13 protein-coding genes and 1 pseudogene are annotated in these 16,349 nt (G+C 61.1%); 3 read left to right on the forward strand and 11 right to left on the reverse strand.

Features of this window, described 5'->3' with window-relative positions:
* Positions 1-30 precede the first annotated feature (30 nt).
* The 6 genes from queC to cyoA form a co-directional block, all read right to left on the reverse strand.
* Complete coding sequence (gene queC, locus G7025_RS10320; protein WP_181078734.1) at positions 31-729, reverse strand: 7-cyano-7-deazaguanine synthase QueC; 699 nt, start codon at positions 727-729, stop codon at positions 31-33.
* A 103-nt stretch (positions 730-832) separates the two neighbouring features.
* Positions 833-1,720 (reverse strand): heme o synthase, encoded by an 888-nt coding sequence (cyoE, locus tag G7025_RS10325; RefSeq protein WP_003176002.1) that lies wholly within the window; start codon positions 1,718-1,720, stop codon positions 833-835.
* 11 nt (positions 1,721-1,731) lie between these two features.
* On the reverse strand, positions 1,732-2,067 hold the full coding sequence (gene cyoD, locus G7025_RS10330) for a cytochrome o ubiquinol oxidase subunit IV (protein ID WP_003176003.1): 336 nt from the start codon (positions 2,065-2,067) through the stop codon (positions 1,732-1,734).
* Complete coding sequence (locus G7025_RS10335; protein WP_024077337.1) at positions 2,067-2,693, reverse strand: cytochrome o ubiquinol oxidase subunit III; 627 nt, start codon at positions 2,691-2,693, stop codon at positions 2,067-2,069. Before G7025_RS10335 ends, cyoD begins: the two co-directional genes overlap by 1 nt.
* 3 nt (positions 2,694-2,696) lie before the next feature.
* Positions 2,697-4,715: a cytochrome o ubiquinol oxidase subunit I gene (cyoB, locus tag G7025_RS10340; RefSeq protein ID WP_181078735.1), complete on the reverse strand. Its 2,019-nt coding sequence runs from the start codon at positions 4,713-4,715 to the stop codon at positions 2,697-2,699.
* A gap of 3 nt (positions 4,716-4,718) precedes the next feature.
* Positions 4,719-5,660, reverse strand: coding sequence for a ubiquinol oxidase subunit II (gene cyoA, locus G7025_RS10345; RefSeq protein WP_181078737.1), 942 nt, complete (start codon positions 5,658-5,660; stop codon positions 4,719-4,721).
* A 27-nt stretch (positions 5,661-5,687) separates the two neighbouring features.
* On the opposite strand from cyoA, the pseudogene G7025_RS26930 reads away from it, so the two are divergent.
* Positions 5,688-5,977, forward strand: a pseudogene (locus G7025_RS26930) (hypothetical protein).
* 474 nt (positions 5,978-6,451) lie between these two features.
* Here the strand turns inward: G7025_RS26930 and G7025_RS10350 are convergent.
* A complete protein-coding gene (locus G7025_RS10350) occupies positions 6,452-6,958 on the reverse strand; it encodes a disulfide bond formation protein B (RefSeq protein WP_181078739.1) in 507 nt (168 codons plus the stop codon).
* Between the two features lie 398 nt (positions 6,959-7,356).
* A complete protein-coding gene (gene hmpA / locus G7025_RS10355) occupies positions 7,357-8,538 on the reverse strand; it encodes an NO-inducible flavohemoprotein (protein ID WP_181078741.1) in 1,182 nt (393 codons plus the stop codon).
* Positions 8,539-8,684: 146 nt separating this feature from the next.
* Here hmpA and norR point away from each other — a divergent pair, with 146 nt between their 5' ends.
* Positions 8,685-10,226 (forward strand): nitric oxide reductase transcriptional regulator NorR, encoded by a 1,542-nt coding sequence (norR, locus tag G7025_RS10360; protein ID WP_181078743.1) that lies wholly within the window; start codon positions 8,685-8,687, stop codon positions 10,224-10,226.
* 171 nt (positions 10,227-10,397) lie between these two features.
* On the opposite strand, the gene G7025_RS10365 is transcribed toward norR, so the two are convergent.
* A complete protein-coding gene (locus G7025_RS10365; RefSeq protein WP_181078745.1) occupies positions 10,398-11,300 on the reverse strand; it encodes a DMT family transporter in 903 nt (300 codons plus the stop codon).
* 138 nt (positions 11,301-11,438) lie between these two features.
* Between G7025_RS10365 and G7025_RS10370 the strand changes: the two genes are divergently transcribed.
* Positions 11,439-12,314, forward strand: coding sequence for an AraC family transcriptional regulator (locus tag G7025_RS10370; RefSeq protein WP_181078747.1), 876 nt, complete (start codon positions 11,439-11,441; stop codon positions 12,312-12,314).
* On the opposite strand, the gene G7025_RS10375 is transcribed toward G7025_RS10370, so the two are convergent.
* Together G7025_RS10375 and G7025_RS10380 are read right to left on the reverse strand one after the other, a co-directional pair.
* On the reverse strand, positions 12,311-14,812 hold the full coding sequence (locus G7025_RS10375; RefSeq protein WP_181078749.1) for a helix-turn-helix transcriptional regulator: 2,502 nt from the start codon (positions 14,810-14,812) through the stop codon (positions 12,311-12,313). The two genes, G7025_RS10370 and G7025_RS10375, sit on opposite strands and share 4 nt — an antisense overlap.
* A gap of 154 nt (positions 14,813-14,966) precedes the next feature.
* The gene (locus tag G7025_RS10380) at positions 14,967-16,325 is read right to left on the reverse strand and encodes a DUF1329 domain-containing protein (protein WP_181078751.1); all 1,359 of its coding nucleotides are present in this window, start codon (positions 16,323-16,325) and stop codon (positions 14,967-14,969) included.
* Between the last annotated feature and the right edge of the window lie 24 nt (positions 16,326-16,349).

A 16,349-nucleotide genomic window follows, 5' to 3' on the forward strand; every position in this document is an offset into this window, starting at 1 on the left:
GCCCTCTCCCGCAACGGAGCCGGATCGGGCCTATTGGAGCTGTAACTTGTGCTTGAGGCTGTGCATGACCTGCGCCTTGTTCTGCAGGTAGTCATTCAAGCCCCTGGCGCGCAGATTGCAGGCATCACATTGGCCGCAGCCAGTGCCGATCACGCCGTTGTAGCAGGTCAGCGTCTGTTCGCGCACCAGCTCGAGTTGGTGGTGGTAATCGGCCAGGGCCCAGGTTTCGGCTTTGTTCAGCCACATCAGCGGGGTGTCCAGGCGTACGTCGTACTCCATGCCCAGCTTGAGCGCCTGATTCAGGGCTTTGACGAACTCATCGCGGCAGTCGGGGTAGCCCGAGAAGTCGGTTTCGCACACCCCGGTAATGACGGTCTCGGCCTTGACCTGATACGCGTAAATCGCCGCCAAAGTCAGGAACAGAATATTGCGCCCCGGCACAAAAGTGCTCGGCAGGCCATCGCCGGAGCTGTTCACGCTGGGCACCGGAATGTTGTCGCGGGTCAGGCTGCTGATGGCCAACTCGTTGAGCAAGGACACATCCATCACTTTGTGCACCGTGGCGCCCAATTGCGTGGCGAGCTGGCGGGCCACTTCGATTTCGGCGACATGGCGCTGGCCATAATCGAACGTAATGCAGTGCACTTCGTCATACAGCGCCATTGCCTGGATCAGGCAGGTCGTCGAGTCCTGCCCGCCGCTGAACACCATTACGGCTTTTTTACTCATCGCTGTGCTTCCTGGATGCGTGGAATGGGGGATAGTTTAAAGGCCATGCCATAAAAAACCCCGCGCTTCTTGCGAAGGCGGGGCCTTTTACTGCTCGGACCACTCAGTGGGCGTAGGTCAGCAACAGCTCTTTCGGCACTTGGAAATCCAGGGACATCATCACGCTCAGCGCGGTGATGGTGAAGATCGAGAACACGAACAGCTTGCGCGCCCAGACGGTGTCATCCACCGCCTTGTAGCCGGTCCAGGCCATGTACAACCAGTACATGCCCATGGCGGCGGCGACGGCGAGGTAGCTCATGCCGGCGTAGCCACTGAAGGTCAACATCAAGGTCGCCACAAGGAAGGCCAGGATGTAGAGCAGGATGTGTTTCTTGGCCACCTGGATGCCGCGTTTTACCGGCAGGACCGGAATCGACGCAGCCAGGTAGTCATTGAAGCGGAAAATCGCGATGGCGTAGGAATGCGGCATCTGCCACAGGCTGAACATCACCAGCAGCACCAGCGCGGCCATGTCGAAGCTATTGGTTACAGCCACATAACCAATCACCGGCGGCATCGCCCCCGATAGACTGCCCACCAGCGTGCCGTGAACCGACTTGCGCTTGAGGTACAGGCTGTAGAGGCCGACGTAGATGACAAAGCCGATCACGGCAAACAGCGCCGCCAACGGGTTGGCCACCTTGTACAGCAACACCACGCCCGCAACACCCAGGACGGTCGCGAAAATCAGCGCCAGCTTCAGGGAGATAAGGCCCTGGACCAGCACGCGATTCTTGGTGCGTTCCATCTTGATATCGATGTCACGGTCGATGCAGTTGTTGAACACACAACCGGAAGCTACCACCAGGGACGTGCCGATCATTGCAGCCAGGAAGATGGCCAGATCGACATGTCCCTTGGAGGCCAGGAAGAAACCGCCCGCCACAGAAAGCACGTTACCGAAAATGATCCCCGGTTTGGTGATTTGGATAAAGTGCTTAAGCGACATCGGGTCTTACCTCACTTCGCCATCATGTAGGTGTGGATGCTGAACATGATCCACAGCGACAGGCCAACCAGCAGAACGATCACCAGGCCGGCGAACACGAACGCAATCACGTTCTCGCGCTGGGCTTCGGAGCGGTCCAGGTGCAGGAAGTACACCAGGTGCACCAGCACCTGGATAACCGCGAACGCCAGGACAATCATCAACGTGATCGACTTCGGCAGGGTGGGGTACATCACCAGGCCGAACGGGATCAGGGTCAGGATGACCGACAGGATGAAGCCGATCGCGTAAGACTTTACGCTGCCGTGGCTTGCATCGTGGCTGTCATGGGAGTGTGCATTAGCCATTACAGAGTCCCCATCAAGTAGACGACGGTGAATACGCAGATCCAGACCACATCCAGGAAGTGCCAGAACAGGCTCAGGCAGCTCAGGCGAGTCTTGTTGGTGTTGGTCAGGCCGTGCTTATTGACCTGATACATCATCACCGCCATCCACAGCAGACCGGCCGAGACGTGCAGACCGTGGGTGCCGACCAGCGTGAAGAACGCCGACAGGAAACCGCTGCGGTGCGGACCGTAGCCTTCGGAGATCAGCAGGTGGAACTCGTTGATCTCCATGCCGATAAAGCCCAGGCCGAACAGGAAGGTCAGGGCCAACCAGCTCAGTACGCCTTTCTTGTTGCCCTTGTAGAAGGCCAACATGGCGAAGCCGTAGGTGATCGAACTGAACAACAGCAAGGCGGTTTCGCCGAGCACGTAAGGCAGTTCGAAGATGTCGTGGCCCGACGGGCCACCCGCTACGTTGTTTACCAGTACCGCGTACACCGCGAAGATCGACGCAAACAAGATGCAGTCGGTCATCAGGTAGAGCCAGAAACCGAAGACGGTCATTGGCCCCGAGTCGTGGTGATGGTCATCGTGCCCATGGTCATCGACATGGGCGTGTCCAGCATTGGTCACTAAGTTCGACATGGTTTAAGCCTGTTCCAACGAGGTTTCTACACGGTTGGCCGGGATTTTCTTCTCGGCGACCAGGCGAGCGTGCTGCTCGGCTTCGATGCGTTCGATCGTTTCGACCGGCACCATGTAGCCTTGATCATCACGTGCGGCGTGGACGATGAAGTAACCGATGGTACCCACCAGGCTCACGATCGCCAGCCACCAGATGTGCCAGATCATCGCGAAACCGAATACGGTCAACAGCCCACCCATCACCACGCCAGTGGCGGTGTTGCTTGGCATGTGGATCGGTTCGTAGTGCTTAGGCTTCTGGTACGCAGTACCGTCTTCCTTGGCTTCGGTGAACGCATCGATGGTGTTCGCAGTCGGGATCACGGCGAAGTTGTAGAACGGTGGTGGCGACGAGGTCGACCATTCCAGGGTGTGGCCGTTCCATGGGTCGCCGGATTCGCACATGTTCTGCTTGCGATCACGCACGCTGACATACAGCTGGATCAGCTGGCAGGCGATACCCACCGCAATCATCACCGCACCGAACATGGCGACGTACAGGTACGGCACCCACTCAGGGTTGGTGGTGGCGTTCAGACGACGGGTCATGCCCATGAAGCCCAGTGCATAGAGCGGCATGAACGCGACGAAGAAGCCCGAGATCCAGAACCAGAATGCAGCCTTGCCCCAACCTTCGTGCAGCTTGAAGCCGAACGCTTTCGGGAAGTAGAAGCTGAAACCGGCGATGTAACCGAATACCGCACCACCGATGATCACGTTGTGGAAGTGCGCGATCACGAACAGGCTGTTGTGCAGCACGAAGTCAGCACCCGGGATGGCCAGCAGTACGCCGGTCATGCCGCCGATGGCGAAGGTCACCATAAAGCCCAGGGTCCACAGAACCTGGCTGGTCATGCGCAGACGACCGTGGTAGATGGTGAACAGCCAGTTGAATAGCTTCACCCCCGTCGGGATGGAAATCAGCATCGTCGCCAGGCCGAAGAAGGCATTGACGCTGGCCCCCGAACCCATGGTGAAGAAGTGGTGCAGCCACACCATGAAGCCCAGTACCGAAATTGCGCCCGATGCGTAGACCATCGAGTGGTGACCGAACAGGCGCTTGCCGGTAAAGGTCGAGATCACTTCGGAGAAGATACCGAACGCCGGCAGGATCAGGATGTACACCTCAGGGTGGCCCCATGCCCAGAACAGGTTCACGTACATCATTGGATTGCCACCAAGTTCATTGGTGAAAATGTGGAAATCCAGGTAACGGTCAAGCGACAGCAGCGCCATGGTAGCGGCCAGGATCGGGAACGAAGCCACGATCAGGACGTTGGCCCAGGTGCAAGTCCAGGTGAAGATCGGCATGTCCATCAGTTTCATGCCAGGGGCGCGCATTTTCAGGACGGTGGCCAGGAAGTTGACCCCCGTCAGCGTCGTCCCGAGCCCTGATAACTGTAGCGCCCAGATGTAGTAGTCCACCCCCACGCCAGGGCTGTACTGAATGCCCGACAGCGGCGGATACGCAACCCAACCGGTCTTGGCGAATTCGCCGACGCCCAGGGACACGTTGATCAGCACCACGCCGGAAACCAGCAGCCAGAAGCTCAGGGAGTTCAGGAACGGGTAGGCCACGTCACGCGCGCCGATCTGCAGCGGCACTGCCAGGTTCATCAGGCCGGTGAAGAATGGCATCGCCATGAAGATGATCATGATCACACCGTGGGCGGTGAAGATCTGGTCATAGTGTTCAGGTGGCAGGTAGCCAGGCGAACCCTCGGTGGCCATGGCCAACTGGGTACGCATCATGATGGCGTCGGCAAAACCGCGCAGCAGCATGACCATGGCGACGATGATGTACATCACGCCGATTTTCTTGTGGTCGACCGAGGTCAACCACTCGGTCCACAGGTAGGTCCACTTCTTGAAGTAAGTGATACCCGCGAACAGTGCCAGACCACCCAGCGCGATCATGGCGATGGTCACCATTACGATCGGCTCGTGGAACGGGACCGCATCCCAACTTAATTTACCAAACATCGTTTACTCCTCTGCCCCAGCAGTTGAATGCGCGCCCGTCTCAGAACCTTCAACCACGGCCACTTCTTTCTTCTCGTGCTTGACCGGCTTGCCTGGCTTCATACCTTCGTACTTGTCGACGATTTTCTGAAACAGGTTCGGCTCGTACGAGGAGTACAGCGCGACAGGGTTGTTCTGGCTTGGTTTGGCCAGGGCGTCGTATTCAGCTTGATCAAGCTGTTTAGGTGCGGCCTTGACTTCGGCTACCCAGGCGTTGAAGTCTTCCTGGCTCGTCGAGATCGCTTTGAATTTCATGCCGGTAAAGCCAGCGCCGCTGTAGTTGGCGGAGATGCCTTCCATTTCAGCTTTCTGGTTGGCGATCAGGTGCAGCTTGGTCTGCATGCCTGCCATCGCGTAGATCTGGCCGCCCAGGGCTGGGATGAAGAACGAGTTCATCACGGCGTCGGAGGTGATCTTGAAGTTCAGCGGAGTGTGCTCCGGGAAGCGGATCTGGTTAACCGTGGCGATACCCAGGTCCGGGTAGATGAACAGCCACTTCCAGTCCAGCGCGACCACTTCGATATTGATCGGCTTGGCATCCGATTCCAGCGGACGGTACGGGTCCAGCGCGTGGGTGGACTTGTAGGTCACATAACCCAGGGCAATGATGATGAGGATCGGAACCAGCCACACCGCGATTTCGATCTTGGTGGAGTGCGACCACTTCGGCGCGTAGGTGGCGCTGGTGTTCGACGCGCGGTATTTCCAGGCGAAGGCGAAGGTCATGATGATCACAGGGACCACGACCAGCAGCATCAGCAGGGTGGCGGTGATGATCAGGTTTCGTTCATCCAGACCGACCTGTCCTTTTGGGTCGAGCAAGGTCCACTTGCAGCCTCCCAGCATTAACATCATGCCAAGCAGCGGCAAAAAGCCTAGTAATCGGGGGTACCTGTTTTTACTCATCTCACGACCTCTAAAGCAGCTTGCGCAATGCAGTTGGGTTTTGATCGCCAACACTTCACCCTGCCAAGGGTTGGCATTTCTCTTCGATTGAATAAGAGCCTGCTCGCACGCCATCACTGGACAATTTGCGAACCTGCGGTGAGTTCTTATTCGATTTCGTGGCTAAAGGCCTTGTTACAGACCAATTCCATTTGGTGCGGATAGTTGAAAGGCTGCCGGAACCTGGGGTCGCACAGAGCCATCCATCTGCCCCTCGACCGCTCCAATGCTCAAATATTGAACAGCACCGGACATTCAGTGCGGGCGATTGTAGTTAGCTAGCGATGTATAAACCATGTCTTATAAAGAAATAATTTTTATCGAAAGCAGCAATAATCCTTCACCAAAATTGCAAAGGTCGGGGATCTTATCGCGTTCAATTCGCCACAAAAACCACAAAAATTGCCGTGTTATAGGGCAAACCGCCATAGCCCTGACCCTGTGCAAGGGCTTGGTAAACCGTTGCAAGTCCCCATAAAACAAGGCATTCGGACATCATCCAATGCTGCGCGCCGCGCGTGATTCGTGGCGTCGGCCAAACGATGAAGTGACAGCACATTTTGGCCGTTTGGTGCAAATTTAAGCGAGGCTGTGGCGGGTCAGAAACGTCCTGCGGCGACTTCCGTGTGACAACATGTCGCACACTGTGCGCACCTAAAATTGTCCGACGTCACGTCGTCTTCACAAAAGGCCAGCTGCAAAAAAAGCCCCGGCCTTCGGTGAAGAAGAACGGGGCGTTTTCAACCATCGGTTCAGGCGTTGCGTCGACGATTGCGATAGATGCCCAGCGGCACCAGGATCACGGTCAGCACAAATGCCACCAGCGCCCATTGGGCCAGGGACAGACCCAGGATCGGCGGGTAAGGCGTGCTGCAGAAGCCATCGACCTGGAAGCCCAAGGGGAAAACCTTGGCCAGCGGCAGATCGTCGACAATCGGTTGCAGCACATCGACGCCGCAACTGACCTGCGGGAAGAACTGGGTGTACACATGATGCCCGGCGGCGGCCACCCCGCCCAAGGCGCTGAGGACCACCAGGCCTTCGAAAAACGTGATGGCGCCCTTGGTGCGCATGGCGGCGCCGATAAAGGCAAAGATCGCGATCAACAGCAAAGCGTAGCGCTGCAGAATGCACAGTGGGCACGGCGCCTCGCCGAGCACCACCTGCATGTACAGCGCCCCGCCGATCAACGCCAGGCAGATGATGCCCAGCAACACCAGAAAGCGCCGCTCCCTGCCTAAACGCAATTCGTCACTCATCCCGGTTTTCCCTTTGTTTGGTTGTGGCTCTGGCCGCAAGTTTACACACAGGGAGTGGTTTAAACAGAGACGGGTTAACGGCGGATTAATCGCGCGAAATGGAAAACCAAATGTGGGAAGGGGGCTGGCCCCGATGAGGGTGTGTCAGCTGGCTGATGCACCGCTATCGGGCGCAGAGGTATCGGCAGAGATATCTTCACATCTTCGCTGTAAACAGAAAGTGACGTTCTTGTAGTGAGCGGGCTTGCCCCGCGCTGGGGCGCGAAGCGGCCCCACTCCAGGCGATGTAATTTCACCTGACACACCGAGGTGCCTGGGTTTGGGGCCGCTTCGCAGCCCAGCGCGGGGCAAGCCCGCTCACCACGGCAGGCCCCTCCCACACTGTTGACCTTTAGGTCCTACTCCAAGGCAGCGGCCGGGCCGAAGAATTCGTAGCGGCTTTGTTTTTCGGGCACACCCAGGGCCTTGAGGTGACGCTTGATCGCGGCCATGAAGCCTTTCGGGCCGAGGAAGTAGGCGTCGATATCACGTTGCTCGGGCAACCACGCCGCCAGTTGGTCCTGACTGAGCAGGCCAACGTTGTCCGCTGCCGGGCTCACGCCGTCGTCTTCGGCATAGCAATAGAAGCGCTTGAGCTGCGGGTGCCTGGCCGCCAGGGCATCCACCCACTCGCGAAACGCGTGCACGCCGCCGTTGCGCGCGCAGTGAATGAAGTGCACCGGGCGCTCGGTGGCCAGGGCCGCTTCGAGCATCGGCAAGGTCGGCGTGATACCGACGCCGCCGCTGATCAGCACCAGCGGCTTGGCGCTGGCGGCCAGGGTGAACTCGCCCGCCGGCGGGAACAGGTCGATGGTGGCACCCACCTGCAATTGATCGTGCAGGTAATTGGACACCCGGCCGCCGGCTTCGCGCTTGACACTGATGCGGTACTGGCCGCCATCGCTCAGTGCCGAAAGGGAATAGTTGCGGCGTACCTCTTCGCCGTCCAGCACCAGCGTCATACCGATGTATTGGCCGGGCGCCGCCGCCAGGATCGGGCCGTTATCCACCGGGGCGAAATAAAAGGACGTAATCTCGGCGCTCTCCTCCGCCCGCTTGACCAGCGTGAACGGCCGCGCACCGCGCCAGCCGCCAGGGGCCTGGGCTTTCTCGTCATAGATGGCCGCTTCGGCGCCGATCAGGATATCCGCCAGTTGGCCGTAGGCCGCGCCCCAGGCATTCATCACCTGTGGCGTGGCGATCTCACTGCCCAGCACTTCGGAAATCGCCCGCAACAGGCAGGCGCCTACGATCGGGTAATGCTCCGGCAGGATCTGCAAGGCCACGTGTTTATTGATGATCCTGGCCACCAGATCGCCCAGTTGATCCAACTGGTCGATATGCCGCGCGTACATCAATACCCCATTGGCCAGGGCACGCGGCTGATCGCCGCTGGCCTGGTGGGCCTGGTTGAACAACGGGCGAACTTCCGGGTATTCGGACAGCATCATGCGGTAGAAATGGGTGATCAGCGCTTCACCGCCACTTTCCAGCAGGGGCACGGTGGATTTGACGATGGCACGGTCTTGGGCGCTAAGCATGAGAGCCTCCAGGGCTTCTTTAAAGTTAGCCTTGGACAGTCAGCATTCATGCCAACTTTAAAATCTTTAATTTTCAATGATTTAAAACTCAAGTAGTCAGTATGACTTCTTACAGGATAAAGTCACAAGGACTACAAGGAGTCATTATGACTGCACACTCGCTGCTCACCACCCTCCTGCCCCTGGTGGCCGATCTGTCCCGCGATCTGCCCGAGGGCGAGCGCTACCGGCGCCTGCTGCAAGCCATGCGCGCCCTGCTGCCCTGCGACGCCGCCGCCTTATTGCGCCTGGACGGTGAAGCGCTGGTGCCGCTGGCGGTGGACGGCCTGAGCACCGACACCCTGGGCCGACGTTTCAAGGTCAGCGAACACCCGCGTTTCGCGGCGCTGCTCGCCAGCCCCGGCCCGACCCGCTTCGACAGTGACAGCGAGTTGCCCGACCCTTACGACGGCCTGGTGGAAGGTCTGCACGGGCACCTGCAGGTGCATGACTGCATGGGCTGCCCGTTGTTTGTCGACGACCGCCCCTGGGGCCTGTTGACCCTTGACGCGCTGGACACCGAGCGCTTCGAACGCGTCGAACTGGACGCTCTGCAAGCCTTCGCCAGCCTGGCCGCTGCCACGGTCAACGTGGCCGAACGTATCGAACGCCTGGCCCTGCGCGCCGAAGACGCACACCAGCGCGCCGAAATCTATCGCCAGGCCAGCGGCCAGCAGCACAAGGAAATGATCGGCCAGAGCAAAAGCCACAAGCGTCTGGTGGAAGAAATCAAGCTGGTGGGCGGCAGCGACCTGACGGTGCTGATCACCGGCGAAACCGGGGTGGGCAAGGAATTGGTGGCCCAGGCGATTCACGCCGCCTCGCCGCGCGCCGACAAACCGCTGATCAGCCTCAACTGCGCGGCCCTGCCGGAAACGCTGGTGGAAAGCGAGCTGTTCGGCCACATACGCGGCGCCTTCACCGGCGCGCTGAACGAGCGCCGGGGCAAGTTCGAGCTGGCCGACGGCGGCACCTTGTTTCTCGATGAAGTGGGCGAACTGTCGCTGACGGTGCAGGCCAAACTGCTGCGCGTGCTGCAAAGCGGCCAGTTGCAGCGCCTGGGGTCGGACAAGGAACACCAAGTGGATGTGCGCCTGATCGCCGCTACTAACCGCGACCTCGCCGATGAGGTGCGCAACGGCCGCTACCGCGCCGACTTCTACCATCGACTGAGCGTTTACCCGTTGCAAGTGCCGGCGTTACGCGAGCGCGGCCGCGATGTACTGCTGCTGGCCGGTTTCTTCCTTGAACAGAACCGGTCACGCATGGGCCTGGGCAGCCTGCGCCTGACCAGCGATGCCCAGGCGGCCCTGCTGGCCTATAACTGGCCAGGCAACGTACGGGAGCTGGAACATTTGATCGGACGCAGCGCACTGAAAGCGCTTGGAAACTGTCGCGAGCGTCCGAAAATTCTCAGCCTGAGTGCCACCGACCTCGACCTGCCCACCGTCAGCGCACCACCGATTGAAACCCCGCCCGCACTGGCGCCCCTGACCGGCGACCTGCGCCACGCCACCGAAGACTATCAACGCCACCTCATCAGCGCCTGCCTGGAACGCCACCAGCACAACTGGGCCAGCACCGCCCGCGAACTGGGCCTCAACCGCGCCAACCTCGCCCGCCTGGCCAAGCGCCTTGGAATAAAATAACTCGGTGAAATGAGGGGGCAAGTCTTGATGCCAGTCAGATCCACCCCAGGCAATGACTATCAAATGTGGGAGGGGGCAAGCCCCCTCCCACATTTTGGTCCCGTCCAGGGCAGAAATTCACTCACTGATTCCTTCACTGATGGGCATTAGGACTTGCCGCCTGCCACCTGGTCAGACTGTTCTCGCCTTCAAGACCGGGCTTACACCCTTAGGCTTACGAAACACCAACACATTCCCCGCCATCACCAAGCCCAACCCCACCAACGCCGGCGCGGTCCACTGATAGCCCTCGGCAAACGCCGACACATTCAACGCCACCACCGGAAACAGCACCGTGCAATACGCCGCGCGCTCCGGCCCCATACGCCCCACCAACGTCAAATACGCCGTAAACCCAATCACCGACCCCGGAATCACCAGGTAAACCAAGGCACCGATATATCGCGCACTCCAGTCCATCTCGAACGGAACCCCTCGGACTACGCACCAGGTCGCCAGCATCGCCGCGCCATACGCCATGCCCCAGGCGTTAGTCGTCAGCGGCCTGAGACCGGCCTTCTGCTGCAGGCTCGACAACAGATTGCCGGCCGAGAAACACATCGTCCCCAGCAAGGCCAACCCCAAGCCCAGCAGGGTCTGCGGGCTGGCGGTGTGCCCCACCAGCTCCGGCCAGAACAATAACCCCAAACCCGCCAACCCAAGGCCACCGCCCATCAGCACATTGCGCGCCACGCGCTGGCCGAAAAATACCCGCGCGTTCAACGCGTTCCACAGCGTCGCCGTGGAAAACACCACCGCCACCAGCCCGCTGGGGATCCATTGGCTGGCCGTGAGAAAGCACATGAAGTTGACGCAAAACAGGCACAGCCCCTGGGCCAGGCAGATCAAGTGCCCGCGCCGGTTCATCACCTGCAGCTTGCGGCTGAGCAGCAGCAACGCAAACAACACCAACGCCGCCAGGCCGAAGCGATAAACGATGGACACGGGAATCGCTACCACGCCCAGTTGCCATTTGAGGGCGATCCAGGTGGTACCCCAGATCAGCACGGTGAGTAAATACAGAAAAAGGTTCATAACAGGCTCCATCGATTGAGCCTCAGTGTCCTCCCCAAACCACGCTGCGCTCTTGCACATTCTTGCGCTTTTGTCGGGCGAGCCGCGCACAGCACCGGCATCGCGGAGTACGATGCAGGGCGTCGGAGAGTACACGCCATGCCGGATCTGCAATCGCTGCAAGTCTTCCAAGCCCTTCACCGTTCGCCCCACGCGCGCCTGGAGGCCTGCGCCGAGCTGGGTGACGGCCTTGCCGCGGCCTTGTGGAGCAACCACCACGATTCCCAGGATTACCAGGCGCCAGGCCATCACACCCTGTCGTGCTATGTGGGCGGCGGCACCGGCACGTTTCGGCGCGACCGACCCGACACCAAGGGCGGCCCGGACAAGCTGTGCATCCTGCCCGCCGAGCATCAGTCCGGGTGGGTGATCAACGGCGAGATCCGCCTGGCCCATGTGTACTTCAGCCCGGAACAATTCGCCCTCGGCTGCGTGACCCTGCTCGACCGCGAACCGCGCACCTTGCAGTTGCAGGAGGGGACGTTCCTGGAGGACCCCAGCCAGGCGCGCCGCTTCCACCAGTTGATCGCTCTCGATTGGCAGGAGCCCGCCGAGCGTCTGCTGACCAGCAGCCTGGCCCATGAGCTGCTCAGCCACACTTTGCTCAACCAAGTGGGCCTGCGCGACGGTCTGCGCTTGAAAGGTGGGCTGGCGCCGCATCAGCGCCGCTTGTTGGTGGACTACATCGACTACCACCTGGAGGCGCCGCTGAGCCTGGGGCAATTGGCCGGGCTGTGTGCACTGTCGGAATACCACTTCGCGCGAATGTTCCGCCAAAGCTTCGGTCTGCCGCCCCATCAATACCTGCTGGCGCGCCGCCTGGCCCGAGCGCAAAGCCTGTTGCGTGGGGGCACCCTGCCCCTCGGCGAGATTGCACTGATGTGCGGTTTCTGCAGCGCCAGCCATTTTACCCGCCGCTTCGGCCAGGCCATGGGCGCCACGCCTGGAGAGTATCGTCAGGCCTTCTGCACCTAAGTCATCAACCCCAGGGTTTTGGCCTTGGCCACGGCCTGGGTGCGCCGCTCCACCCCGAGCTTGCTGTGGATGCGTCGCGCGTGGGTCTTGACGGTGTGCAGGGAGATAAACAGGCGATCGGCGATTTCCAGGTTGGAATTGCCCAGGGCTATCAACTGCAGCACTTCCAACTCGCGCTGGCTGAGCGGGTTTTGCACCGTGCCCGGCGTCGACGCCTGCGGCTCCAACCCCAACTCGCTCAGCAGCCCCGGCGAACGCAGGCGCAGTTCGCGAATGGCTTGCTGCACCTGGCAGCGCGCGGCCAGTTCCAATCCGGTCTGCAGTGAACGACGCGCCAGCCCGGCGTCGCCCAGTTGCCAGGCGACTTCACCCAGCACCAAGTGCAACTCGGTTTCCAGGCACAGCATGCCGCGCTGATGGGTGGCCTCCAGCAGCGCTTGCAGGCGCGCCAGCGGCTGTTCGGCGCAACCCAGTTTCACCTCGGCCAACACCAACAGATATTCAAGACGCGGGATCAGTTCCAGGGTGGCCGGCGGCGCTTGTTTGGCCTGGGGCCCGCGGAAGTGACGCAACACGCGGCGCAGCGCTTCGACGGTCAACTCGGCACGCCCCTGCTGCAACCAGAAATGCCCGCTGACCAGCAGCAACACTGCGCGGTACACGGTGTCCGGCACCTGGCGTTGCTGCATCAGCCGTTCCGCCTCGCGCAGTTGAATGAACGCCTGGGCGTAATCGCCACGGTTGGCCGCCAGCAGCGCCAGGCCCAGAAACCCATAAAGCACGCGCTTGTCCTGACTGTGCAGGCACATCGGCAAGCCTGTCTCGAAACACTCGGCGGCCAGCGCGTCCTGCCCCTGCCGCAGCGCCAGGTGCCCGCGCCGCAGGGCAATGCGCCCGACCAGCGGGCCGGCCTTGAGCCGCTGCTTGAGCAGCATCGCCTGCATATGTTCGAGCAGGCTCTGGGCCCGGTGCGGCGCGCCGCGCTGTTCGAGCAATTGGGCGTGATCCAGTTCCAGCAGCGCCTCCAGCAGCAATGAGCCATGGGCACGCGCCAGGCACAATGCTTCGCGGTTCAGGGTTTGCGCCACGTTCAGCTCACCACGCAACAGGGCTTGCTGGGTGAGCCCTGACAAGCACATCAGGCGCGAAGTCCAGGCACTGTCGGGCAAGGCTTGTAACGCTTCGAGGAAATGCGCGCGCGAACGCTCGGCGTCCCCTCCCAAGTGCAGCAACCAGCCCCATTGGGCCTGCCAGCGTGCCAACAAGTGCCGCTGCCGGGCCGCCGTCGGTTGCGGAGCGAAGCGTGCGAGTTGGTCGATGCACACGGCGGCCTGCTCGAAGCGCCCGGCAAACAGCAGGGCCGCCGTCACCAGCCCCACCAACTGGGCCGAACCGAGCATCAGGTCATCGCCATGCTCCGCGTGCAGGCGCAACAGCAGCAACGCGTTCTGCTGGCGGAACAGATCTTCGAAGCTGAAGTGCTGCAACAGGCTGACCGCCACCTCATATTCTTCGGCCAACAGCGCCTGTTCGAAGGCGGCTTGCCAGTCCTGCTCGGCGGTGAACCATTGGCAGGCGCGACGGTGCCACGAGCGCTTGGTCGGCCAGGGTTCGTCGCGCATCAGACGCGCCAGGGGCGGAAAAACCTGCAGCCAGTCGGTGTCTTCCCACGGCTGGATAAAGGCGCCAAGGGCCAGCAGATCGCGCAGGTACTGATCGCCGTCGCCGGCCCCGAACAGGTGTTCGCACAGCCCTGTATTGAAGCGCGGCAGATGGGCCAGCACGCGCCAGGCGTCGGCCAGTTCGGGCGGCAGCACGCTGAACAGTTCGTGTTGCAGGTAGTCGAGCAGGGTTTTGTCGGGGTGCCCGTCGCCCAGCAGCGCGATGCGTACACCGGCGCACCAGCCGGCGCTGAACTGCAGCACGTCCTCGACGGACTGCCCTGGCGCATGGCAGAGCAGCGCCTGGATTTCCCCGGCGCGCAACGCCAGTTCCGCACCGCATTCGAGCAATTCATCGTCGAGCAGCAACCGCGGCCAGTTGCACGCCGGCCGCCGCCGCGCGCCCAGCCACCAGGTCAGCGCCGGGCTGCCGGCGGTGAGCAGGCGGTCGAGCAAGGCATCGGTCTCGGGCATGGGCCAGCGGCAGAAATCATCAAGGAACAACCACGCCGGAGCCTGCCAGCGGCTCAAGTCCTGCAGCAGTGTGGCTTCATCGGTAAAGGGCATGCCAAGGGTATGCGCCAGGCGCTGGCACAATTGGAAGGGGCTGAGGGCCACGCCATTGAGGGGCAACCAGTACACCTGACACCCCACGGGCGCCTGCAACGCACATTCGGCGAGCAACGCGCTCTTGCCGCTGCCGCCAGGCGCACACAACAACCTGACCCGCGCCACAGACGCCAGCAACGGCTCGGCCAGGCGTGGGCGCAGCAGATGATGGGCGGACAGCCGAGGCATGAATCCAGGACGGTCCAGGCAGCGAGTCATGGCGGTCATTGCTGCATCCTGCGTTTTTATTGTTATGCAACCTGACGCTTACCCTAGACCTGTGACGGGCGATAGTTGAAGAAGTATTCAGCAGGGTGATTGAAGGCCATGCACAAAACCCAATGTGGGAGGGGGCTAGCCTCCTCCCACCTTTGATCAGGGATCAGCGCACGCCTTCCGCCCGCAACGCCGCCGGCGTGTAGTCCGCCGCCTTGGCCGCAAACCCGAACACGAAGCTGCTCTTCTCCTCGTTTTTCATCCCCAGCGCGATATAACGCCCGGCGATCAAGTCATACAGGGTCTCCACGGTGTACGCCGGCACCTGATGGTCGTAGTAGAACTGTGAATGGCCTTCGGCGACCCGCCACAGTTGGCCACGACCGTCATAGTGATCCACCAGCGCGACTTGCCAGCTGTCCTCGTCGATGTACATGTGGCGCTTGGCATAGATGTGCCGCTCGCTCGGTTTGACCGTGCCGACCACTTCCCACACGCGGTGCAGCTCGTAGCGGGTCAAATCCTGATTAATGTGGCCGGCCTTGATGATGTCGTCGTACTTGAGCGACGGCGAGTCGAGCTTGTAGCTGTTATAGGGGATGTACATCTCTTTCTTGCCCACCAGCTTCCAGTCATAACGGTCGGGCGCACCGGAGAACATGTCGAAGTTGTCGGTGGTGCGCAGGCCGTCCGACGCGGTGCCCGGCCCGTCATAGGACACCTGCGGGGCACGCCGTACGCGGCGCTGACCGGCGTTGTAGATCCACGCCAGGCGCGGCTCCTTCACCTGGTCGAGGGTTTCGTGCACCAGCAGCACGTTGCCCGCCAGGCGCGCCGGCGCGGTGACCGATTGCTTGAAGTAACTCAACACGTTGGCCGCCTTGGCCGGGTCAATATCCGGGATGGCCTGGGGCACCGCCACTTCTTCCTCGAAGCGGATCGGCGTGTAGCTGCCGTTGGTCTGTGGGGTGGCCTGGGTGATGATGCGGCGCAGGTTGCCGCCGTGGTAGCGGGTGATGTGGTTCCACAGCACTTCCACGCCGTTCTTGGGAATCGGGAATGCGTAGTAGCGATTGCCGGTGAAGTTCTCCAGGCCATTGCCGTCGTTGATCGCCTTGACGTTCAGCGCGCTGCGCTTGATTGACTCGTAGATATCCGGCGGCAGGTTGACCGTACGGTGGCTGGGGTAGACCGGGATCTTGTAGGTCTCGGGGTAGCGCTTGAACATCGCCACCTGGCCGTCGGAGAGTTTGTCCTTGTACTTGTCCACCGTGGCGGCGGTGATCACGAACAGCGGTTTTTCACTGGCGAATGGGTCGGCGAGGAAGCCTTTGCTGTCCACCGCGCCGGCGTTTTTAGGGATGCCGCCGGTCCAGGCGGGGATAGAGCCATCGGCGTTACCGGCCTTCTCGGCACCCACCGGGGTGAGGGTGGTACCAAGCTTGGCGGCCTCTTCCGGGGAAACCGCTGCCCATACGTTGGCGGCCAACAGGCTGAGGGCCAACACTGCAATTGTCTTACGCATACGTTCTTGTCCTTCTTTAAGCCA

The sequence above is a fragment of the Pseudomonas lurida genome (assembly GCF_013522705.1).
GTDB classification, from domain to species: Bacteria; Pseudomonadota; Gammaproteobacteria; order Pseudomonadales; family Pseudomonadaceae; genus Aquipseudomonas; species Aquipseudomonas quebecensis.